Annotated in this window: 17 protein-coding genes; 3 read left to right on the plus strand and 14 right to left on the minus strand. The window is 74.8% G+C overall.

What is annotated here, in order from left to right; all coding sequences use genetic code 11:
* Positions 1-123: 123 nt before the first annotated feature.
* Both tesB and AC0VX6_RS23005 read right to left on the minus strand, forming a co-directional pair.
* Positions 124-1,035 (minus strand): acyl-CoA thioesterase II, encoded by a 912-nt coding sequence (gene tesB, locus AC0VX6_RS23000; RefSeq protein WP_274974619.1) that lies wholly within the window; start codon positions 1,033-1,035, stop codon positions 124-126.
* Positions 1,028-3,154, minus strand: coding sequence for an ATP-dependent DNA helicase UvrD2 (locus AC0VX6_RS23005; RefSeq protein WP_248771912.1), 2,127 nt, complete (start codon positions 3,152-3,154; stop codon positions 1,028-1,030). The genes tesB and AC0VX6_RS23005 overlap by 8 nt, the downstream gene beginning before the upstream one ends.
* A gap of 247 nt (positions 3,155-3,401) precedes the next feature.
* Between AC0VX6_RS23005 and AC0VX6_RS23010 the strand changes: the two genes are divergently transcribed.
* Positions 3,402-3,662 carry a mycoredoxin gene (locus tag AC0VX6_RS23010; protein WP_019608149.1) on the plus strand — a complete coding sequence of 87 codons (261 nt, stop codon included), beginning with the start codon at positions 3,402-3,404 and terminating at the stop codon, positions 3,660-3,662.
* A gap of 181 nt (positions 3,663-3,843) precedes the next feature.
* Positions 3,844-4,266: an ANTAR domain-containing protein gene (locus AC0VX6_RS23015; RefSeq protein ID WP_274978227.1), complete on the plus strand. Its 423-nt coding sequence runs from the start codon at positions 3,844-3,846 to the stop codon at positions 4,264-4,266.
* 143 nt (positions 4,267-4,409) lie between these two features.
* Here the strand turns inward: AC0VX6_RS23015 and nudC are convergent, their stop codons facing one another.
* Positions 4,410-5,360: an NAD(+) diphosphatase gene (nudC, locus tag AC0VX6_RS23020; RefSeq protein ID WP_475466025.1), complete on the minus strand. Its 951-nt coding sequence runs from the start codon at positions 5,358-5,360 to the stop codon at positions 4,410-4,412.
* A gap of 167 nt (positions 5,361-5,527) precedes the next feature.
* Positions 5,528-6,904 carry a dipeptidase gene (locus AC0VX6_RS23025; RefSeq protein ID WP_274974621.1) on the minus strand — a complete coding sequence of 459 codons (1,377 nt, stop codon included), beginning with the start codon at positions 6,902-6,904 and terminating at the stop codon, positions 5,528-5,530.
* A gap of 180 nt (positions 6,905-7,084) precedes the next feature.
* Between AC0VX6_RS23025 and AC0VX6_RS23030 the strand changes: the two genes are divergently transcribed.
* On the plus strand, positions 7,085-7,639 hold the full coding sequence (locus AC0VX6_RS23030) for an EF-hand domain-containing protein (RefSeq protein ID WP_248771914.1): 555 nt from the start codon (positions 7,085-7,087) through the stop codon (positions 7,637-7,639).
* On the opposite strand, the gene AC0VX6_RS23035 is transcribed toward AC0VX6_RS23030, so the two are convergent.
* The 10 genes from AC0VX6_RS23035 to AC0VX6_RS23080 form a co-directional block, all read right to left on the minus strand.
* A complete protein-coding gene (locus AC0VX6_RS23035) occupies positions 7,545-7,958 on the minus strand; it encodes a Txe/YoeB family addiction module toxin (RefSeq protein WP_302475365.1) in 414 nt (137 codons plus the stop codon). The genes AC0VX6_RS23030 and AC0VX6_RS23035 overlap by 95 nt on opposite strands.
* Positions 7,959-8,021: 63 nt before the next feature.
* The gene (locus AC0VX6_RS23040) at positions 8,022-9,074 is read right to left on the minus strand and encodes a 2-aminoethylphosphonate ABC transporter substrate-binding protein (RefSeq protein ID WP_274974622.1); all 1,053 of its coding nucleotides are present in this window, start codon (positions 9,072-9,074) and stop codon (positions 8,022-8,024) included.
* Positions 9,075-9,098: 24 nt separating this feature from the next.
* Positions 9,099-9,896 carry an ABC transporter permease gene (locus tag AC0VX6_RS23045; protein ID WP_475466027.1) on the minus strand — a complete coding sequence of 266 codons (798 nt, stop codon included), beginning with the start codon at positions 9,894-9,896 and terminating at the stop codon, positions 9,099-9,101.
* Positions 9,883-10,812 carry a 2-aminoethylphosphonate ABC transporter permease subunit gene (locus AC0VX6_RS23050; protein WP_274974624.1) on the minus strand — a complete coding sequence of 310 codons (930 nt, stop codon included), beginning with the start codon at positions 10,810-10,812 and terminating at the stop codon, positions 9,883-9,885. Before AC0VX6_RS23050 ends, AC0VX6_RS23045 begins: the two co-directional genes overlap by 14 nt.
* Complete coding sequence (locus AC0VX6_RS23055; RefSeq protein ID WP_475466029.1) at positions 10,809-11,864, minus strand: ABC transporter ATP-binding protein; 1,056 nt, start codon at positions 11,862-11,864, stop codon at positions 10,809-10,811. The genes AC0VX6_RS23050 and AC0VX6_RS23055 overlap by 4 nt, the downstream gene beginning before the upstream one ends.
* 3 nt (positions 11,865-11,867) lie before the next feature.
* Positions 11,868-12,551: a phosphonatase-like hydrolase gene (locus tag AC0VX6_RS23060; RefSeq protein WP_475466030.1), complete on the minus strand. Its 684-nt coding sequence runs from the start codon at positions 12,549-12,551 to the stop codon at positions 11,868-11,870.
* Positions 12,552-12,553: 2 nt separating this feature from the next.
* Complete coding sequence (locus AC0VX6_RS23065) at positions 12,554-13,669, minus strand: TIGR03364 family FAD-dependent oxidoreductase (RefSeq protein WP_274978229.1); 1,116 nt, start codon at positions 13,667-13,669, stop codon at positions 12,554-12,556.
* A gap of 159 nt (positions 13,670-13,828) precedes the next feature.
* Positions 13,829-14,611: a GntR family transcriptional regulator gene (locus tag AC0VX6_RS23070; protein ID WP_248771920.1), complete on the minus strand. Its 783-nt coding sequence runs from the start codon at positions 14,609-14,611 to the stop codon at positions 13,829-13,831.
* A 50-nt stretch (positions 14,612-14,661) separates the two neighbouring features.
* A complete protein-coding gene (locus AC0VX6_RS23075) occupies positions 14,662-18,096 on the minus strand; it encodes an ATP-dependent helicase (protein ID WP_475466033.1) in 3,435 nt (1,144 codons plus the stop codon).
* Complete coding sequence (locus AC0VX6_RS23080; RefSeq protein ID WP_475469422.1) at positions 18,089-21,271, minus strand: ATP-dependent helicase; 3,183 nt, start codon at positions 21,269-21,271, stop codon at positions 18,089-18,091. The genes AC0VX6_RS23075 and AC0VX6_RS23080 overlap by 8 nt, the downstream gene beginning before the upstream one ends.
* Positions 21,272-21,313 lie beyond the last annotated feature (42 nt).

Below are 21,313 nucleotides of genomic sequence, written 5' to 3' on the forward strand. Positions count from 1 at the left end.
CGGGGCCTGTCCGCGTCCGCGGGCCCGGACCGGGCCGTTGGCGCGCCCGCGCGCCGGCCGGGCTCCGGGCTCCGGCCCGCAGGACCCGGCGGGCGCGCGGGCGCGGACCCGGAGGGGCACCGCCTAGAACGGCTCCGGAAGGGTGTCGGACCAGCCCTCGGCGTCCACCACCCGGATCAGGCCCTCCTGCACCACCGAGCACACGAGTTCGCCCTCGCGGGTGTAGACCAGCCCGCGCGCCAGACCGCGGGCGCCCTGGGCGGTCGGCGCCTCCTGTGCGTACAGCAGCCACTCGTCGGCGCGGAACGGCCGGTGGAACCACATCGCGTGGTCCAGGCTGGCCATGGAGATCCCCGCGAAGGAGCGGCCGTGGCGCAGCAGCACGGTGTCCAGCAGGGTCATGTCCGAGGCGTAGGTCATCAGGCACACGTGGGTGAGGCGGTCGTCGGGCAGCTGGCCGTCCACCTTGAGCCACACCGGGTTGTTGGCGGTGCGCAGCCGCGGGTCGCGCTCGGCCTCGTAGGACAGCGGTCCCACCGGGCGCAGCTCGATGGGGTGCCAGCGCACGAACCCCGGCACGCGCCCGAAGGCCTCCCGCAGGCGCTCGCGCGTGCTCGGCAGCTCCTCAGGCGGCGGGACGTCGGGCATCGGGATCCGGTGGTCCAGGCCCGGCTCCTCCTTGTGGAAGGAGGCCGACAGGGTGAAGATCGGCTTGCCGTGCTGGATGGCCACCACCCGCCGGGTGGTGAAGGAGCGGCCGTCCCGGACGCGGTCCACCTCGTAGACGATGGGCACCGAGGGGTCGCCGGGGCGTATGAAGTACGCGTGCAGGGAGTGCACGTGGCGTTCGGCGGGGACGGTGCGCCCCGCCGCGACCAGCGCCTGGCCCGCGACCTGGCCGCCGAACACCCTCTGGGGGCCCTCCTCGGGGCTGCTGCCCCGGAAGATGTCGTCCTCGATCCGCTCCAGGTCCAGCACGGTCAGCAGGTCGGCGAGGGACTGGCCCCGCGCCTGCGCGTCGGCGCTCTCACTCATCCGCCGCTTCCTCCCCGTCGTCCTCGGTCCGGCCGTCGGCGACGTCCGCCGGGTCCGCTCCGGCCACCAGCGCCAGTACCGCCTCACCGTAGCGATCGAGCTTGACCGCGCCGACACCGGACACGGCCGCGAGCTGGGTGAGGCTGCCGGGCTCCTGCTCGGCGACGGCCTGGAGGGTGGCGTCGGTGAAGATCACGTAGGCGGGCACCTTCTGCTCCTGCGCGCACGCGCGGCGCCAGTCGCGCAGCCGCTCCAGCAGGGCCTCGTCGTAGCTGGAGGGGCAGTCCAGGCAGCGGCCCAGCTTGCGCTCGGCCGCGTCGGTGAGGGTGGCCGAGCACACCCGGCAGCGGGTCACGCCGCCCTTGCGGCGCTCGGCGCGCCGGGAGGCGGTGGACGGGGAGGCGGGGCGCAGGCCGTCGAGGAAGCGGGAGGGCTTGCGGGTCTTCCTGCCGCCGGGCGAGCGGGCCAGGGACCACGACATCGCCAGGTGTTCGCGGGCCCGCGTGACCCCCACGTAGAACAGGCGGCGCTCCTCCTCCACCTGCTCGTCGGTCTCGGCGTAGATGATCGGCATCATGCCCTCGGTGAGGCCGACCAGGAAGACGGCGTCCCACTCCAGGCCCTTGGCCGCGTGCAGGGAGGCGATGGTGACGCCCTCGAAGCCGGGCGCGTGCTCGGTGGCCATGCGCACGTCGAGCTCGTCCACGAGGTCGGCCATGGTCACCGGCGCGCCGTCGGGGCGCGGCGCGGCGGCCATGTCCTCGGCCAGCTGGGCCAGCGCGGACAGCGACTCCCAGCGTTCACGGGCCTGGCGCCCCTCGGGCGCGCTCTCGGTCAGGCCGAGCTGTCCGAGGAGCTGGCGGACGGTGCGCACCAGGGGCTCGGCCTCCTCCCCCGCCGCCCCGTGCCGGGCGCCGCGCAGGGTGTGCACGGCCTGCTTGATCTCTGGGCGCTCGAAGAACCGGGTGGTCCCGCGCATCGTGAACGGCACGCCCTCGTCGGTCAGCGCCTGCTCGTAGGAGGCCGACTGGCCGTTGGTGCGCACGAGCACCGCGATCTCGCTGGCCGGGGTGCCTCCCTCCAGCAGGACGCTGATCTTGCGGGCGACCCCGGTGGCCTCGGCGGGCTCGTCGTCGTACTCCTGGTACATGGGGTCGGGGCCGTCGGGGCGCTGGGCCTGGAGGGTCAGGTGCTGGGCGGAGGTCGTGCCGCGCGCGTGGGCGATGACGTGGTTGGCCACCCGCACGACCTGGGGGGTGGAGCGGTAGTCGCGGACCAGCTGGACCACGGTGGCGTGGGGGTAGCGGGCGCCGAACCCGGTCAGGTAGCCGGGGGTGGCCCCGGCGAAGGAGTAGATGGTCTGGCTGGGGTCGCCGACCACGCACAGGTCGTCGCGGTCGCCCAGCCAGGCGTCCAGGAGCAGGCGCTGGAGCGGGTTGACGTCCTGGAACTCGTCGACGACGAAGTACCGGTACTGCTCGCGCACGCGCTGGGCGATGGCCGGGTACTCGGTGATCATGCCGGCGGTGAGTTCGAGCATGGACTCGAAGTCGAGGAGGTTGTGCTCGCGGCGCAGGTCCTCGTAGGCCTCGAAGACCCGGGCCACCTCGCCCGCGGGCATCGGGGGCTGGCGGCCCGCCTTGACCACGGCCTTGTCGTAGTCGGTGGGGCGCACCTGGGTGACCTTGGACCACTCGATCTCCCCGGCCAGGTCGCGCAGGCCGTTGCGGTCGGGCTGCAGGCCCACCGAGTGGGCGGCGCGGGAGACCACCGGGAGCTTGCTCTCGATGAGGGTGGGCTTCTCCCCGCCCACGACCTGGGGCCAGAAGAAGGAGAGCTGGCGCAGGGCGGCGGCGTGGAAGGTGCGGGCCTGCACGCGGGGGGCGCCCAGGGCGCGCAGCCTGCCGCGCATCTCCCCGGCGGCGCGCGCGGTGAAGGTGACCGCGAGGACCTGCTGCTCGGCGACCACACCGCTGGAGACCGCGTACGCGATGCGGTGGGTGATGGCCCGGGTCTTGCCCGTTCCGGCACCGGCCAGGATGCACACGGGGCCGCGCAGCGCGCGTGCGGCCTGGGTCTGCTCCGGGTCCAGTCCCTCCAGGACGCGGTCGGGATCCATGGTGCTCCTGCGTAGGGTCGGGGTGGATGGGGTCCCAGTCTCTCAAGTATCGGCCGTGACGGGGAGCGGATCGGACCCCGTGCCCGCCGCCGGGGCCGCGGGAGGCACATCAGACATTCCAGAACCAGTTGGTCCTGTGAGGCGTCCCACGTTGTGTCGCGCGGTCCCGGGAAGCGGTCCGGACCCCTCGGTGTTGAGATGACCGGACCGACCCATCGACCGTAGACGAAAGAAGGACGTGAGCGACATGACGAGCGCGGCGACCGAACAGTTCACGATGTACACCACCCCCTGGTGCGGGTACTGCAAGCGGCTCAAGAGCCAGCTCGCCCGCGAGGGGATCACCGGTCGTGAGGTGAACATCGAGGAGCACCCGGAGGCCGCCGAACTGGTCATGAAGGCCAACAACGGCAACCAGACGGTTCCGACGCTGGTCTTCAGTGACGGCGCGGCGATGACCAACCCGTCGCTCGCTCAGGTGAAGCAGAAACTGGCCGAGCTGTCGTAGGACGGTACGCGGGCCGCGGGGCCCGCCCCCCGGGGCGGGCCCCGCGGCCCGCACCGCGGGGCCCGCCGTCGGCGGTGCACCTCCGACGGCGCTCGGGTCGCGAAGGGCTCGGACGATGACGACGGGGAGTGTGGAGTTGGGGGAGGACATGAGGCCTCATGACATTGCGGTCGCCGACACGATGGACACCGGTGTGGTCCGCCGCACCCCGGCCGGGTGGCGGGTGGGCGGCGGCGAGGAGGTGCCCGACCTGGTGAGCGCGATGGTCCTGGCGGACCTGCTGACCGGCGAGTCGGGGGACCGGACCCCGCGTTCCCAGGCGCCCGGCCGGGCCCCGGAGGGCGCTTCGGAAGTGGAGCGGCTGCGGCACACCATCGCGCAGCTGGAGCACGCGCTGCAGTCGCGCGTGGTGGTGGAGCAGGCGATCGGGGTCCTGGCGGAGCGGCACACGATGGCGCCCCGCGAGGCCTTCGAGCGGCTGCGCTCCTCGGCGCGCTCGCGCGGGCGCAAGGTGGCCGACCTGGCGCGGGACGTGGTGGAGAGCAGCACGAGCCCCCTCACCGTGCTGCCCGACGAACTGGGCGCCTCGCCCGGTTCGCGCTAGCGCGGCGACGGGCCGGGCGGGGCCCCGCGCGAAACCCCGAGGCCCCGGCCCCGCCCCGGGCGCGGCGTCCCCGCGCCCGGCACCGACCCCGCGGGCGGCGGCTCCCGGCCGCCGCGGGACCGGTCGGGTCGACCGGTCCGGGGTCACCAGCCGCCGGGGAGCTCCGCGCCGTACCAGTGCTCGATGAGGGTGCGGGCGATCGAGACCCGCCCCGGCAGCAGGATCTCCTGCGCGTGCACGGCCTCGGCCAGTTCGGGGCGGGTGAACCACCGGGTGACGCCGATCTCGTCGTCGGTGCGCTCGGTCTCGCCCACGGCCCGCGCGGTGTAGCCCACCATCAGGCTGCGCGGGAAGGGCCAGGGCTGCGAGGACAGGTAGCGCGGGCGCTCGACCACGATCCCCGCCTCCTCGGCGACCTCGCGGACCACGGCCTGCTCCAGCGACTCCCCCGCGTCCACGAACCCGGCCAGCACCGAGAAGCGGCGGGAGTCCCAGTTCGGGTTGTTGCCGAGCAGCATCTCCTCGCGGCCGTCGCGCTCGCGGTGCACCAGCATGATCACCGCCGGGTCCATCCGGGGGTACTGCTCGGTGCCCTCCCGCTCGCACACGCGCACGTGCCCGGCCGCGGCCGCGGTGGTGCGGGAGCCGCAGCGGGGGCAGAAGCCGTGGGTGGCGTTCCAGTTCGCGAGGGCGACGGCGCGGGTCATCAGCCCGGTGTCGCGGTCGCCCAGCAGCGCGCCGATCTCGCGCAGGGAGGCCGGGGCGGTCCGTTCGGTGGCGGCGAGGTCCCGGCCGGAGCGGACCGCGAAGTAGGCGTCCCGGCCGTCGGTGCCCAGCAGATAGCGCTCGCCCTCGGGCGCCTCGTCCGGGGGTACCAGGACGAGTTCGGGGTCGTCCCCGGTGGTGATCAGGGCCCGGGACTGCTTGGCCATGACCGCCCGCCAGCCGTGGGCGACGGGGTCCCCGCCCTCCAGGACGAGCACCCGGGTGCCGGGGGCGGCCCACGCCTCGGCCAGCCACTCCCCGTCCAGGCGCCGGTGCGCGGAGGGGTCGACGGAGAAGCGTGAGAGGGAGGGAGTCGCGTCGGCGTCCATGGGTCCTTCCGGGTCGGCGGGCCGCCTGGCGGGGCCCGTGTCCACAACGTGCATAACACCGGTCGGGGCCGCGCGCATCCTGGCGCGGTCCCCCCGTGCGCGGCGGGCCCCCGCGGGCGGGGGCGGGCCCGTGTGCGGGTCGGGCCCCGGCGCCGCGCGGTCGCGGCTCAGACGACGCCGCCGAGTTCCTCCCACAGGTACGCGGCGCTCTCGGCGCCCTTGAGCAGCAGGGGGACCTCCACCTTCTCGTTGGGGGCGTGGATGCGGTCCTCGTCCAGGCCGACGGCGAGGAAGACCAGCGGCGCCCCGAGGATGTCGGCGATGTCGGCCTCGGGTCCGCTGCCTCCCTCGCGGGTGAACAGGACCTGGGTGCCGAAGGCGCGCTCCATGGCCGAGCGGGCCGCCTTCAGCGCGGTGGAGGACAGGTCGGAGGCGCAGGCGCGCACGCCCGGCCCGCCGAACTCCGTCTCGGCGCGCAGGCCCTCGGGGACGGCGGCCTCGACGTGGGCGCGGACGCGGTCCTGCACGTGCAGCGGGTCCTGGCCGGGAACCAGGCGGAAGCTGACCTTGGCGTGCGCGGAGCGCGGGACGATGGTCTTGCCGCCCGAGCCGGTGTGGCCGCCCCACATGCCGTTGATCTCGGCGGTCGGGCGCAGCCAGATCCGCTCCAGCGTGCTGTAGCCCTTCTCGCCCCAGGCGGCGGTGGAGGCGGCGGTGGCCAGCCACTCGCGCTCGTCGAAGGGCAGCCGGGCGATGAGTTCGCGCTCCTCCCGGCTGGCCTCGACCACCCCGTCGTAGAAGCCGGGGACCGCCACCCGGCCGTCCTCGTCGTGCAGGCCGGACAGCAGGTCGCTCATGGCCTTGAGCGGGTTGGGCACGGCGCCGCCGAAGGAGCCGCTGTGCAGGTCGCGCTCGGGGCCGTACAGGCTGATCTCCACGTCGGTGAGGCCGCGCATGCCCACGCACATGGACGGGGTGTCGGCCGCCCACATGGTGGTGTCGGAGATGACGACGACGTCGCAGGCCAGGCGGTCGCGGTTGGCGCGCATCAGGTCGGCGAAGTGAACCGAGCCCGACTCCTCCTCGCCCTCCACGAGCAGCTTGATCGTGACGGGCGGGGCGTCGGCGCCGGAGGCGGCCAGGGCGGCGCGCACGCCGAGGGCGTGGAAGAGCACCTGCCCCTTGTCGTCGGAGGCCCCGCGCGCGAACAGGGAGGTGCCGCGCTCGGTGGGCGTGAACGGGTCGGTCTCCCACTCCTGGACCGGGTCGACGGGCTGGACGTCGTGGTGTCCGTAGACGAGCACCGTGGGGGCGTCGGGGTCGGCGGCGGGCCACTCGGCGAACACGGCGGGCAGGCCGGGGGTCTGCCACACCTCGACGGTGGGGAAGCCGGTCGCGGTGAGGTGGTCGGCGAGCCACCGGGCGGAGCGGACCACGTCGGGGTGGTGCGCGGGGTCGGCGGAGATGGAGGGGATCGCCAGCCACTCCTTGAGGGAGGAGACGAACTCGTCCCGGTGTGCCTCGATGTGGGCGCGTACGTCCATGGGACCGTCCTTGCTCGACGTCGTTGTCGGGAACGAGCCTAGGACCTGCGCGAACCGTCCCGGAACGCGGGCCGGGAGCCCGTCCGCCCGGGCGGCGGGGCCACGGGGGTCGGGGAACCCCGCGGCGCGCGGGACACTCGAAGGTGCACGGGCGGGACGCGCCGCCCGCCGACGAGAGGAATGCACGTGGACACCGTTCCCGCCACCGCGGTCGCCGAGAGGTTCGGCCGCCTCTTCGACACGCTGGACACCGACCGCGACGGGGCCATCACCTGGGACGACTACCAGCGCCTGGTCGACCGCTACACGAAGGGTTACGCGCTGGACCTGAGCGACCGCCGGGCCCAGGCCGTCCACGCCTCCTACCAGATGCTCTGGCTGGAGCTGCTCCGCCACGGCTCGCCCGCGCAGGCGCGCCTGGACCGGGAGGCGTTCGTCGCGGCGATGCACGCGGCCTCCGAGGACCGGAGCCGGTTCAACATGACCGAGGGCGTGGCCGAGGCGGTCTTCGACCTCCTCGACACCGACGACGGCGGGTCGATCAGCGAGGCGGAGTACGTCAGGTACGCCGAGGTCCTGGGGGCCTCCCCCTCCGACGCCCTGGACCGGTTCAGGACCCTGGACACCGACGGTGACGGGTTCATCGGCCGCGCGGAGTTCGTCCTGTCGGCCCGGGAGTACCTCTTCGGCGAGGACTCCGCCGCCCCGGGCGGGTTCGTCTTCGGCGTGATCTGAGCCCTCCCGCCGGCCCCGCGCGCGGTTCCTCCGGCGCGCGGGACCGGCGGCCGCGACCGGGCCAGTAGTGGCCCCGGGCGCCCAACACCGTGATCTCCTCGTCCGTCACCACGTAGACCAGGCCGTGTTCGCCGGTGATGCGGCGTGACCAGCGGTTCGGCCCCAGGTGTTTGAGCGGCTCGGGTTCGCCCGTTCCCCCGAAGGGATCCCGGAGGGCCTCCCCGATGAGCTTGCGGGCCTTCTTCGCCGTGCGGCGGTCGTTCTCCACCCACCGCATGAGGTCGTCCCAGCCTTCGGCGTGGAAGGCCGGTTTCCTCACCCGCCCTCCTCCAACATCCGGTCGATGTCGTCGAGGCTGGCGCTCATGACGTTGCGCCCGGCGTCAGCTGCCGGTGGCCTCGCGCCAGGCGTCGAGGTACTCGGGCAGGTTGGCGTCGATGTCGTCCCAGTCGGGCTCGAAGACCTCCACGCCCTCCATGAGCGCCTCCAGCTCCTCGGCGCCCTCGCCCTCCACCGGGACGTCGGTGCGGGCGGGGAAGCCCCCGGCGACCGGGACGACCTGCTCCTGGGCGGCCTCGGAGAGCAGGAAGTCCAGCAGGGCGCGGCCGTGGTCGGCCTGGGGCGCGCCCTCGACCAGCCCGGCGGTGTAGGGCAGGGCGAAGGTGGTCGGCTGGCCTCCCTCGGTGGCGGGGAACCAGATGCCGAGGTTGGGCATGGTGCGGGCCTGGGCGAAGTTCATCTGGACGTCGCCGTTGGCGACCAGCAGCTCGCCCTTGTCCACCTTGGGGCCGAGCGCGCCGGTGGAGGAGGACGGGCCGACGTTGTTGGCCTGGAGCTCACCGAGGTAGTCCATGGCGGGCTCCAGCCCGCCGAGGTCGTGCATGGTCTGGATGAGCACGGCCGTGCCGTCGCCCGCCACGCCCGGCGTGGAGTACTGGAGGCGGCCCTCGAAGCGGGGGTCGAGCAGGTCCTCCCAGGTGGCGGGCGGTTCCTCCAGTTCCTCGGTGTTGTAGGTGAGGCAGAAGTAGTTGTCGACGATCGTGGTCCACCTCCCGTCGGGGTCCTTGGTCTCGACGTGCTCGGAGCCCTGCGGCTCGTACTCCTGGAGCAGGCCCATGCCGTCGGCCTGCTGGATGAAGGGCGGCAGGGTGACGATAACGTCGGCCTGCGGGTTCGCGGTCTCGCGCCCGGCGCGCTGGACGATCTCGCCCGAGCCCCCCTCGACGTACTGGACGGTGACCCCGGTCTCGGCCTCGAAGTCGGCGAAGACCCGGTCGAGCCAGCCGGTGCCCTCCTCGTTGCGCAGGCCGTCGGCGGTGTAGACGGTGACGGTGTCGGCGGGGTCGGAGGCGGCGCAGGAGGTCAGGGCTCCGGCGAGGGCGAACGCGGCGGTGGCGGCGGACACGCGTGCGGCGGTCTTGCGGACGGCGGACATGGCGGGCCTTCCTGGGAGAAGAGGTCAGCGGTAGGCGGCGCGGGTGCGCACGCGGGACAGCAGCAGCAGGACGGCCAGGGTGGTGGCCATCAGGACGATGGCCGAGGCCGCCCCGGAGAAGAGGGCGCCCCGGTCGGTGGCGGCGTAGATCTGGACCGGCAGCGGCATCCAGCTGGGCGGGTAGAGCATCATCGTGGCGCTCAGCTCACCCATGGACAGGGCGAAGCAGAGCCCGGCGGCGGCGCTGAGAGAAGGCAGCAGCAGGGGCAGCCGCACCTGGAACAGCACCCGCGCCGGGCGGGCGCCGAGGGAGGCGGCCACCTGCGCGTAGGCCGGGTCGAGCCGGTCCAGGGCGGCGGAGACCGACTGGTGGGCGAAGGCCGTCACCAGCACGGTGTGCGCGATGATCACGATGGTCTGGGTGCCGTTGAGCAGCACGGGCGGTTGGCTGAAGGCCACCAGCAGGGCCAGGCCGACGACCACCGTGGGGACCGCGACGGGCAGCATGAAGAGGGCGTCGAGGACGGCCCTGCCGCGTCGGCGCAGCGCGTGCGCGGTCAGCGCGGACCAGGTCCCGGCGACCAGGGCCAGGACGCTGGCGGTGGCGGCGGTGACCACGCTGACGCGCAGCGCCTCCAGGGTGGAGCCCCGCGACAGCCCGGCGAAGTTGTTCAGGGTGGGCCCCGAGGGCAGGACGCCGCTCCAGTTGGTGGACACCGACGCGGTGACGATGACGCCGAGCGGGAGCAGGAACAGGGGCAGGACGAGCGCGGCGAACAGCGCCCACACGACCCGGCGGGCTGGTCGGCTATGCACGAGCACGGCGGCCTCCGGAGGGTGCGCGCAGCCGTGCGGTGGCCGCGCGGTAGACGAGGTAGAGGGAGACCGACAGTGCCGCGTTGACCGTGGCCACGACGCAGGCGGTGGTGTAGTCGGCCTCCAGGATCGCCGCGCTGTAGACGAGCATCGGCAGGGTCACCACGTCCTTGGCCCCGGTGAACAGGACGATCGCGAACTCGTTGAGGCACAGCACCAGCACGAGAGCGCCTCCGGCGGCGAGCGCGGGCAGGGCCTCGGGCAGGATGACGGCCCGCACGATCCTGAGGGGGCGGGCCCCCAGGGAGGAGGCGACCTCGATCTGCGCGGTGTCGAGCTGGGCGAACGCGGCGAGCAGCGGCCGCATGACGAACGGCGTGAAGTAGGTGATCTCCGCCAGGATCACGCCCCAGGGCGTGGCGAGGAAGCTGATCGGCCCGGTCTCGGCGCCGGTGACCTCCGTCCACGCGCCGTTGGCCACGCCCACGGTGCCGTAGAGGAACAGCAGCGCGAGGGTGATGAGGAAGGACGGGAAGGACAGGTAGGTGTCGATGAACCGGGCTGTGGCCCCGCTGCCGGGGAAGGGCACGAACGCCACGACCAGGGCGAGGAGGAAGCCCAGGACCAGGCAGCCCAGGGTGGCGGTGACCGCGATGAACACGGTGGTGACCAGCGCGGACCGGAAGGACTCCGAGCCCAGGACGTCGGCGTGGTGGGCGAGGGTGAGCCCGCCCCCGGGCGCGGTGACCGACTCCAGCGCGACGAGCAGGAGCGGGTACAGGAACACCAGGGCGAGCAGCACGACGGGCGGCACGGCCCACACCCACACGGGGAGGGCGCGGGGCGCCCGGGCCGGGGCGTCCCGGCCCGCGGGGGGCGCGGACTCAGTTCCCGCCGGGGTCGGCGCGGTCCGGACGTTCACGGGGCCTCCTCCTCCGGCAGCAGGACGGCGTCCCGGCGGGCGAAGCCGAGCGTGACCGCCGCACCGGTCTCGGGCGGGGTGCGCATCTCCCGGAGTTCGGCGGTGACGAGGACGCCGTCCACCAGGGCGGTGACCCGGTGGACGGAGCCGCGCCACTGGACGTCGGTGACCCGGCCCTCCAGGGTGTGCTCGCCCTCGCCGAGGGTGAGCCGGTGCGGGCGCAGGCACACGCGGAGCCCGTCGCCGTCGCCGGTGCCGGGAGGCAGGTCGGCGGGGTCGGCCTCCAGGGTGGTCCCGCAGCAGTGCACGCGCCCGTCGGCCAGGCGCGCGGGCAGCAGGTTGGCGCCGCCGACGAAGCGCGCGGTGAACGGCGTCCGGGGGCGCTGGTAGAGGCGCTGGGGCGTTTCGCAGTCGCGCAGCCGGGCCCGGTCCAGGACCGCCACCCGGTCGGCCAGGGTGAGCGCCTCGCTCTGGTCGTGGGTGACGTACAGGATCGTGACGTCGGGCAGTTCGCGGTGCAGGCGGGCCAGCTCGGCGAGCATGTCCGAGCGCAGCTGGGCGTCGAGCGCGGACAGCGGCTCGTCCAGCAGCAGGACGCCGGGGCGGATGGCCAGGGCGCGGGCGATGGCCACCCGCTGCTGCTGTCCGCCGGACAGCTCGCGCGGGTGGCGGCGCGCGTAGTCCCCCATCCCGGTCATGGCCAGCGCCTCGGCGACCCGTCCGGCGATCTCGCGGCGGGGCACGCCCTGCGCCCTCAGCCCGAAGGCGACGTTCTGGTCCACCCGCATGTGGGGGAAGAGGGCGTAGCTCTGCACGACCATGCCCACGCCCCGCAGGTGCGGCGGCAGGCCGGTGACGTCGCGTCCGCCGAGCAGGACGCGCCCGGAGGCGGGGCGGACGAACCCGGCGACGGCGCGCAGCGCGGTGGTCTTGCCCGAGCCGGAGGGGCCCAGCAGCGCCATGAACTCGCCGGGTTCGACGGTGAGGTCGAGGTCGTCCAGGACCACGGTCTCCCCGTAGGCGACGCTGACGTGTTCGAAGCGGATGCCCACGCCTCAGCCCTCCCGTGCGGCGAGCAGACCGGGCAGGTCCGCCACGCCGTCCAGGACGTGGGTGGCCCCGGCCGCGCGCAGGGCCTCGTCGTCGTGGGCGCCGGTGCGGACCCCGGCGGCCACCGAGGCCCCCGCGCTCCGTCCGCTGCGGATGTCGGAGGCGGTGTCGCCGACGACGGCGACGGCGGCCACGGAGGAGACCCCCGCGCGCAGGGCGGCGGTGAGCACCATGTCGGGGTGGGGGCGTCCGCGCCCGCCCGCGTCGGCGGGGCACAGGACGAGGTCGGCGGTCTCCCGCCAGCCCAGGGCGCGCAGGATACGTTCCTGGGTGTCGCGGGAGAAGCCGGTGGTCAGGGCGGTCGTGCGGCCCTGGGCGCGTAGCTCGCGCAGGGCGTCCTCGGCTCCCGGCAGGGGCGCGCAGCGGCCCTCGTCCACCAGGCGGGCGTAGGCCCGCTCGAAGGCGCGGTTGGCCTCCTGGGCGCGGTCCTCGTCGCCGCACAGGTGGCGGAAGACGGTGATCTTGGACTCGCCCATGGTGGCGCGCACGTACGCGGCGGCCTCGGGGGTGTGGTCGGGCAGGGCCGCCTCGAAGGCCGCCTCGACGAGGCCGTCGTCGGCGACGGTGGTGCCCGCCATGTCCAGGACGACGAGTTCGACGGGCGGGGCGGGGACGGTGGTGGGGTGCATGGTTACCAGCCCAGTTCGTTGGCGGTGGTCTCGGCGATGGCCGGGGAGCAGGTCATCCCGCGCCCGCCCGGTCCGGTGACCAGCCAGGCGTCGGGGCCCACGGGGGCGCGGTGGACGACCCGGGAGGGGTCGGCGCACTGGGCGTAGACGCCCGCCCAGCGCTGGCGGATCGGGGGCAGCGGTCGGCCCAGGAGGCGGCCGGCGACCCCGGCGAGGTGCTCGTAGGGGTCCTCGGCGGTGTCGAAGGAGAAGGGCGCGTCGTACTCGTGGGTGTCGCCGATGGTCAGGGAGCCGTCGGCGCGCTGGACCATGAGCAGCTGCATGCGGTGGTCGCGCGCGGTGGGCGGCTGGGGCTGGGCCTCGTTGAGGGCGTCCAGCTCGGGGCCCCGGTAGGCGGGGTAGTAGCGGAAGCTGTCGCCGTCGGCGACGGAGGTGGTGAGGGTCTCGCCCAGGGGCCCGGTCTGGGCCATCTGGAGGCGGACGCGGCGCACGGGCAGGTCGGGGACGAGCTCGCGGACCAGGCCGCCGAGCCAGGCGCCGGTGCACAGGACGACGGCGTCGCCCCGGTGGACCTGCCCGTGGTCGTCGCGGACGGCGCCCGGTCCGGCCAGGTCGCGGACCTCGCGCCCGGTCAGGAGGGTGTAGCGGCCGCTGCGGCCGAGTTCGGCCTGGAGGGCGGCCTGGGCGGTGCGGGGTTCGACCTGGGCGTCGCTGCGGCACCACAGGGCGCCGAGGTGGTCGCCGCGCAGGGCCGGGTTGACCTCGCGGGTCCGCTCGGGGCTGAGGAGTTCGTAGCCGCGCTCGGCGGCGTCGCCGCCCCGGGCCGCCGCCTCGGCCACGGCCAGCTCGTGGTCGGTGGTGGCGACGGTGAGGGAGCCCGAGGCCCGGAAGCCCAGGGCGGGGACGCGCTCGGCGATCTCCTGCCACAGGACGCGGGACCGGCGGGCGGCCTCCAGTTCGGGGCCGGGGGCGCGTCCGCCGACCCAGACGAGGCCGAAGTTGCGGACGGAGGCGCCGCGGGCGGCCGCCTCCCGTTCGAGGTGGACGACCTCGTGGCCTCGGGAGACGGCGTGCCAGGCGTGCATGGTGCCGAGGACTCCGGCACCGACGATGATCACTCGCATGGTCCGAGGTTCGCCGGTGCGGATGGAGGCGACCGAGCGCGGCGGGGACGCCCCGGTGAACCGGGGTCAAACTTTGGACCAGACCCGTTATCATTCCGATACAAAAGTGCCCGGCGGGCGGGGCCGCGCTCCGGCGTCCGCCGGCGGACGCCCCTACTCGCGCCCGTCCCCGGCCAGGTGGACGCTGAAGCTGAACCGGTCGCCCCGGTAGAGCGAGCGCACCCGCTCGAAGGGGCCGCCCTTCTCGTCCCGGGAGACGCGGTGGATGAGCAGCATCGGCAGCGCCGGAGGGGTGCCGATGAGCAGGGCCTCGCGCGGGGCGGCCAGCACGGTCTCCAGGCGCTCGTCGGCGTCGCCGAACGTGATGCCGACCCTGTCGGCGAGGTAGCCGTAGAAGGTGGAGTCCGGGTCGAAGTCCACGTCCAGGCGGGGCACGCGCGCCACCGCGATGTAGGTGGACTCCAGCCCCACCCGCTCGTCGTCGGCCAGCAGCACCCGCTCCAGGTGCCAGACCGGCTCGCCCGGGCTCAGGTGCAGCTCCTCGGCCAGCCGGGGCGGGCAGGGCCAGCTGCGCAGGTCGATGAGGGAGCGGCCCGGCCGCAGCCCCTGGCGGCGCACGCCCTCGGTGTAGCTGGCCAGGGACAGGGGCTGCTCCAGCTTGGGTCCGGCCACCACCGTGCCACGTCCCCGGCGGCTGAGCCTGCCCTCCAGCAGGAGGTCGCGCAGCGCCTGGCGGACCGTCTCGCGGGCCGCGCCGAAGCGCTCGGCCAGCTCTCGCTCGGTGGGCAGCGGCTGGCCCACCGTCAGCCCGGACACCAGCTCGGTGAGCTGTATCCGGACCGCGTAGTACTTGGGGACGCGCCCGTGCTCGGGGACGCCCGCGCGCACGGGGGCGCCGCTGTCCTGGGGGATTCCTGGGATCGACACGCGGGTCATTGTCCACCACACCGGTGAACGGACGGCGACCCGCGGTGGTGGCGGAGCTCTCACCCGGGTTCGGGGACGGAGTCGATGAGCGCGGCCAGCCCCTCGGCGTCGAGCAGGTCCGCGGGGCGCACGGTCAGCCCGGCCCGCACGTAGTGGAAGGCGGCGCTCACCTCCTCCAGGGCGACCCCGGCCAGGTCGGCCCAGGCCAGCCGGTAGGCGGCCAGCTGCACGCCCACGGCGCGGCGCTCGGGGCCGTTGCCGGGCGGGCTCCCGGTCTTCCAGTCCACCACGTCGTAGCGGCCGGAGGCGGGGTCGTGGAAGACCGCGTCCATGCGCCCCCGCACGAGCCGGTCGCCGATGACCGTCTCGAAGGGCACCTCCACCTCGACGGGCACGCGCGGGCCCCACTCGCTCTCCTCGAAGCGGCTCTGGAGGTCGGCGAGGTCCTCGTCCCGGCCCGCCGTCTCGTCGGCGGCGCCGGGCAGCTCGTCCAACAGGGCGGCGCGCTGGCCGAACCGCTGCTCCAGCCATGCGTGGAACGCGGTGCCCCGGCGCGTGTGCGGCGCGGGCGGCCGCGGCAGCGGCCTGCGGATCTGCCGGGCCAGGGCGGAGGGGTCGCGGGCCAGCCACACCATGGACGACACCGACAGGTGCGCGGGCAGCTCGACCTGGACCGTGCCGTCCCCGGACCCCGGCCCCTCGGCGCGGCGGTGGGCGAGCAGCAGCTCGGTGTCGCGCTCCCAGCCCCCGATGCGGCGGCGCAGCCCGGGCGGCGGCGCGGCCTCCTCGGCGGGGTCGGCCTCCCCCGCGAGCAGGCGGGCTCGGGCGCGCTCGACCAGGGCCGCCCCCTCGGCGATCTGGGCGCGGCGGTCGCGCGGCCGGTCCGGTTCGGCGCCCTCCTCCGGCGGGACGGAGGCGTCGTCCTCAGGCGGCGGCCACTCGGCCGTGCCGTCGTCCTCCTCCTCGTAGGGGTTGTCGTCGGGGTCGGGCCTGGGCTCCCAGTGCGCTACGTCCTCATCACGACAGACCTCACGGACCTCCTCCAGGAACGGGGAGGGGCCGCGCTCGCTCGCGGCGTCGGTCCCCCACCAGTGGCCGGTGCACAGCAGGGCGAAGGAGGCGCGGGTGACGGCGACGTAGGCCAGCCGCCGCTCCTCCAGCAGGTGGCGCTCCCGTTCGGCCTCCTTGAACGCGTCGATGCCCTTCTTGTCCACCGCCAGGAGCTCGGGCAGGTTCTGGCGGTCGCCGCGCAGCCGGTAGGGCAGCAGGTGCTCGCCCTTGATCCACATGTCGCCCTCGGACAGGCTCGTGGGGAACAGCGGGGCGTACTTGCCGCCGCTGACGCCGGGCACGACCACCACGGGCCACTGGAGCCCCTTGGAGGCGTGCACGGTCATGAGCTTGACGGTGTCGCTCCCGCCGACGCGCTCGCCGGGGGCCAGGCCGCTCTCCCGTTCGGACGCGGCACGCAGGTAGCTGAGGAAGCTGCCGAGCGTGGGGTCCTCGCTGCTCCCGGCGAAACGGACGGCGTGGTCGACGAAGGCGTCCAGGTCGGCGCGGGCGGACAAGGGGTCGCGGCCGCTGCGGGCGCCCACCTCGATGTCCAGGCCGAGCATCCGCTCGGTCTCGGTGACCAGGTCGGGCAGCGGCTGGCCCACGAGCTTGCGCAGGGAGCGCAGCTCCTCGGCGAGGCGGCCCAGGCGCTCGTAGGCGGTCGCGGAGTACTTCGCGGCGGGGCCGGGGTCGTCCACCGCGTCCACCAGGCTGCCGCTCTCGGCGGTCAGGTCCAGGACCGTGCGGCGCAGGACGTCGTCCTCGGCGCCCCCGTCGGGCTCGGGCCCGGTGAGGTCGCGCCGGGTCTGGCGGGCCAGCTCGGCCGCGCGGGCCCCGAGGGCGGCCAGGTCGCGCGGGCCGATCCGCCAGCGCGGCCCGGTGAGGATGCGGGCCAGCTCGTTGCCCGCGGAGGCGTCGTGGACCACGCGCAGGGTGGCGATGATGTCGCGGACCTCGGGCACCATCATGAGCCCGCCCAGGCCCACCACCTCCACCGGGATGTCCAGCGCCTCCAGGGCCTCCCGGATCGCCGGGAACTGCGAGCGCTTGCGGCACAGCACGGCGACGTCGCCGGGGCTGACGCCGCCGTCCGCGGCGCCGCCCGACTCCCCGGGCGGCCAGGGCAGCCCGTCGGGGGCGGTCGCGGCGCTGCCCGCACCGCCGGGGGCGGCGCGCAGGTAGCCGGCGACCTGCTCCGCGATCCACCGCGCCTCCTCCCGCTGCCCGATGAACAGACCGGTCCGGACGGCGCCGCGGCCGCGCCGGGCAGGACCGGGGTAGAGCACGGGCACCTCGGCGCTCTCGGCGCGCAGCGGCTCGGAGATGTGCTTGGCCACCTCCAGGACCCTCTCGCCGTTGCGGAAGCTGGTGGCCAGGCGGCGCACGGACGCGGCCCGGCCCGGGGCGGCCGGGAAGTCGTTGGGGAAGTTGGCGAGGTTGGCGGCGATGGCCCCGCGCCAGCCGTAGATGGACTGGCAGGGGTCCCCGACCGCGGTCACCGCGTGGCCCTCGCCGAAGAGGGCGCGCAGCAGCACGAGCTGGGCGTGGCTGGTGTCCTGGTACTCGTCCAGCAGCACCACGCGGAACCGGCCCCGCTCGATGAGGCCGACCTCCGGGTGGTTCTGGGCGATGCGCGCGGCCAGGGACACCTGGTCGCCGAAGTCCATGGCCTCGCGCACGTGCTTGGCGTGCTCGTAGCCCTCCACGAGCGGCAGGAGCTGTTCGCGGCGCAGCTGGGCGTTGAGCAGGTTGCGGGTGGGCACCGCGGGTTTGCGCGGCAGGGCCTCGACGGCCGCGCGCAGCCACCGGCCGATGCCGCGCACCTGCTCGGTGGTGGTGAGGTGGTCCGCGATCTGGCCGGACAGCTCCAGGACCCGGCGGGTGACGGTGTCGGCCCCGACCGTGATCAGGTCCATGGGTCCGTCGTACTCGCCGACCACGCGGGCGGCGATCTGCCAGGCCTGCCCCTCGCTGAGCAGCCGTGATGTGGGCTCGACGGCCTCGCGCAGGGCGTGGTCGGCGACGATGCGACCGGCGTAGGCGTTGTAGGTGGACACGGTGGGCTCGCCGTCGAGCAGCTCCTCGGGCAGCTGTTCGGTGGCGCGCAACTGCTCCAGGCGTTTGCGCACGCGCTCGGCCAGCTCGGCGGTGGCCTTGCGGGTGAAGGTCAGGCCGAGGATCTGCTCGGGGCGCACGTGGCCGTTGGCGACCAGCCACACCACGCGCGAGGCCATGGTCTCGCTCTTGCCCGACCCGGCGCCCGCGATGACCACGCCCGGCTCCAGCGGGGCGCTGATGACCTCGGACTGCTCGGCGGTGGGCTCGGGCTGGCCGAGGAGGCGGGCGAGTTCCGGGGGCGAGAAGCGGGGACGGGGGCCGGGTTCGGGTTCGGGGTGGGGGCGGGAGGGGGAGCTGCGGGGGTGGGGGTGGGTTTCAGACATGTCTGCCCTCGTCCTGAACCGGGCAGCAGGCGCGCACTGCGCACGACCTGCATCCCTTGTTGCGTGTCGCGGTGAAGCGGGACCCGCCCATGCCGGTGGCGACCTCGCGCACCAGCGTCCCGGCCCATCCGGGGTCGGGGTCCTCGCTCAGGGGCGGCTGGGGTTGTTCCCGGGCCTTCTGGATCTTCTCGCCGACCTGCACGAGCGCGGCGCCGCCGGGCTCGGTGAGGCCGAGCTTGGCGAAGGCGCCCTTGAGCACGGCCATCTGGTAGACGCCGAGCTGGGGGTGGCGGGCCAGGTCGTCGGCCTTGTTCTTGCCGGTCTTGATGTCCACGACCACGGCCCTGCCCCGGTCGTCGCGTTCGAGGCGGTCCACGCGGCCGGTGATCTCGATGCCGCCCACGTCCACCCGGAAGCCCTCCTCGGTGACGACGAGTTCGCGGTCGTTGGCCGCCTCCCAGTCCACGAGCTTGCGGACCATCGTGTCGGCCCGGTCGCGCTGCGCCCTGGCCTGCCAGGGGCCGCCGAAGTCCAGGTCGGCCCAGATCTCGTCCATGCGCCCGCTGATCTCGTCGGGGGTGCTGCCCTGGGCGACCAGGACGGCGACCGCGTGCACGACGGTGCCCAGGGCCGAGGCGGAGTCGCCGGAGGAGGCCCCGGCGGCGCGTTCGAGGAGCCAGCGCAGCTGGCAGTTGGTGAAGCTCTCCACCTGGGAGGGCGAGACGCGGATGGTGTCCTCCGGCTCCGCGAGGGGCCGGTCGTCGGTGAAGGGGGTGAGCGCGTACCACTCCGCGGGGTCGGCGCCGCGCACGCCCTCCTCGGCCAGGCGGGCCAGGTGGGTGGCGGCGGCCTCGCGCAGCGGAACGGGCGCGCCTGGGTCGGTGACCACCGAGCGCAGGTCGGCGACGAGCGAGGGCAGGGACAGCCAGCGCAGGCCGGTGCTGACGGGTTCGGGCTCGCCCACGCCCATCTCGGTCAGGAAGCGCGAGGGCCGCTCGTCGGTGTCCTCCCCGCCCACGGCGGTCACCACCAGGGTGCGGCGGGCGCGGGTGAGTGCCACATAGAACAGGCGGCGCTCCTCGTCCAGGAGCTTGGAGGCCAGGGCCGCCCCGGAGGAGTCGGCGGAGTGCACGTCGGTGTCGACGAGTTCCTCCACGCCGAGCAGGGAGCCGCGCAGGCGCAGGTCGGGCCAGTCCCCTTCCTGGGCTCCGGCGACCACGACCAGGCCCCACTCCAGCCCCTTGGAGCGGTGGGCGGTGAGGATGCGCACCGCCTCGCCCTCAGGCGCGCGCTCGGCGAGGCTGTCGCCGGGGATCTCCTGGGCGGCGAGGTCCTCCAGGAACCCCGCGGGGCTGCCCGGCGGAAGCCGGTCGCAGTAGCGGGCGGCGCTCTCGAAGAGGGCGACCACGGCGTCCAGGTCGCGGTCGGCGGCGGCGCCCCGGCGGCCCCCGGCCAGGCTGGCGCGCAGCAGGCGGTCGGCCAGCCCGCTGTCGCGCCACAGCTCCCACAGGACCTGTTCGGCGTCGGCCCCCCTGGCGTCCAGGTCGCGGACGGTGCGCAGTGCCTGGGCGACACGGGTGGCGGGCGCGGCGATCTCGGGGTCGACGAGGGTGAGTTCGGCCGGGTCGCGCAGGGCGTCCACGAGCAGCTGCGAGGAGGGACGGTAGGCGCCGCCCCTCTCCGGGCCCGCCTCTTCCCGGCCACCTTCCTCCGGGGCGTCCCCCGCCGGGGCGCCGCCGTCGTGGGCGCGGTCCAGGTCCAGGCGGCGCAGCGCGCGCACGAGCCTGCGCAGCCGTACCGTGTCGGCCTCGCCGAAGGGACTGGTGAGCAGTTCGCGCGCGGCGTCCTCGTCCAGCTCGGCCGGGGCCAGCCCGTAGCGGATCAGCGCGAGCATGGGGCGCACGATCGGCTCGGCCGCCACGGGCAGGTCGTCGGAGCCGACCGCGACCGGGACCGAGGCGGCGGTCAGGGCGCGGCGCAGCACCGGCAGCTGCCGGGTGGAGGAGCGCACCAGCACGGCCATGTCCGACCACGGGACGCCGTCCACCAGGTGGGCGCGGCGCAGGGTGTCGGCGACGACCGCGGCCTCCTGGGCGGCGCTGTCGGCCAGCAGCACGCGGACCTCGCCGTCGGGCACGCCCTCGGTGGGGGTCAGGTCGCGGTGCTCGTTGACGTGGCCGCGGGCGGAGGCCACCGCGGGCAGGCGCCGGGTCAGTCCGCGCGAGGCCGACAGCAGGGCGCGGCCGCTGCGGCGGCAGGTGCGCAGCGCGACCACGGGCGCCTCGGTGCGCCGCGCGGTGGGGAAGCGGCGCGGGAAGTCGAGGATGCCCCGCACCTCGGCGCCGCGGAAGGCGTAGATGGACTGGTCCGGGTCGCCGACCGCGACCAGGTCGCGGCCGTCCCCGGCCAGGGCGCGCAGGAGTTCCTCCTGGGCGGGGTCGGTGTCCTGGTACTCGTCGACGAACACCGCCTCGTGGGCGGCGCGCTCGCGCTCGCGGACCCCGGGGTCGGAGAGCAGGTTGGCGGCGACGCGCACGAGTTCGGCGTAGTTGAGCGTGGGCACGGGGGCGATGTCGAACCGGCCGGTGTAGCGGTCCAGGAACCCGGCCGCGGCCACCCAGTCGTCGCGGTCGCGCTCGCGGCCGAGCGCGGCCAGCTCGTCCGGGCCCATGCCGCGTTCCTGGGCGCGCATGAGGAAGTCGCGCAGCTCCTCGGCGAACCCGCGGGTCTCCAGGGCTGGGCGCAGGCGCTCGGGCCAGTCCGGTGCGCCGTCCAGGGCCTCGCCCCGCAGGAGTTCGCGGACCTCCATGAGCTGCTCGGGCCCCGAGAGCAGGCGCGGCGGCAGGTCGCCCATGCGCTGGAACTCGCGCCGGATCAGGGCGTAGGCGTAGCTGTGGAAGGTCAGGGCGAGCGGTTCGCGGGTGGTGCGGCGCAGCCGGGCGGTGATGCGCTCTCGCAGCTCCTGGGCGGCCTTGCGGCTGAAGGTGAGCACCAGCACGCGTGAGGGGTCCGCGCCCCGGTGGTCGATGCGGTCCACGACCGACTCGACGATCGTGGTGGTCTTGCCTGTTCCGGGACCGGCGAGCACCAGCAGGGGCCCGCCCTCGTGCTCGACCACGCGCCGCTGGTTCTCGTCCAGCACCGGCGGCGGCTGCACCCGGTGGGCGCGCCGCACGAGACGGTACGGAGATGTGTTCACCCGTCCAGTTCACCAGAG

The organism is Nocardiopsis sp. iso_25, assembly GCF_056173305.1.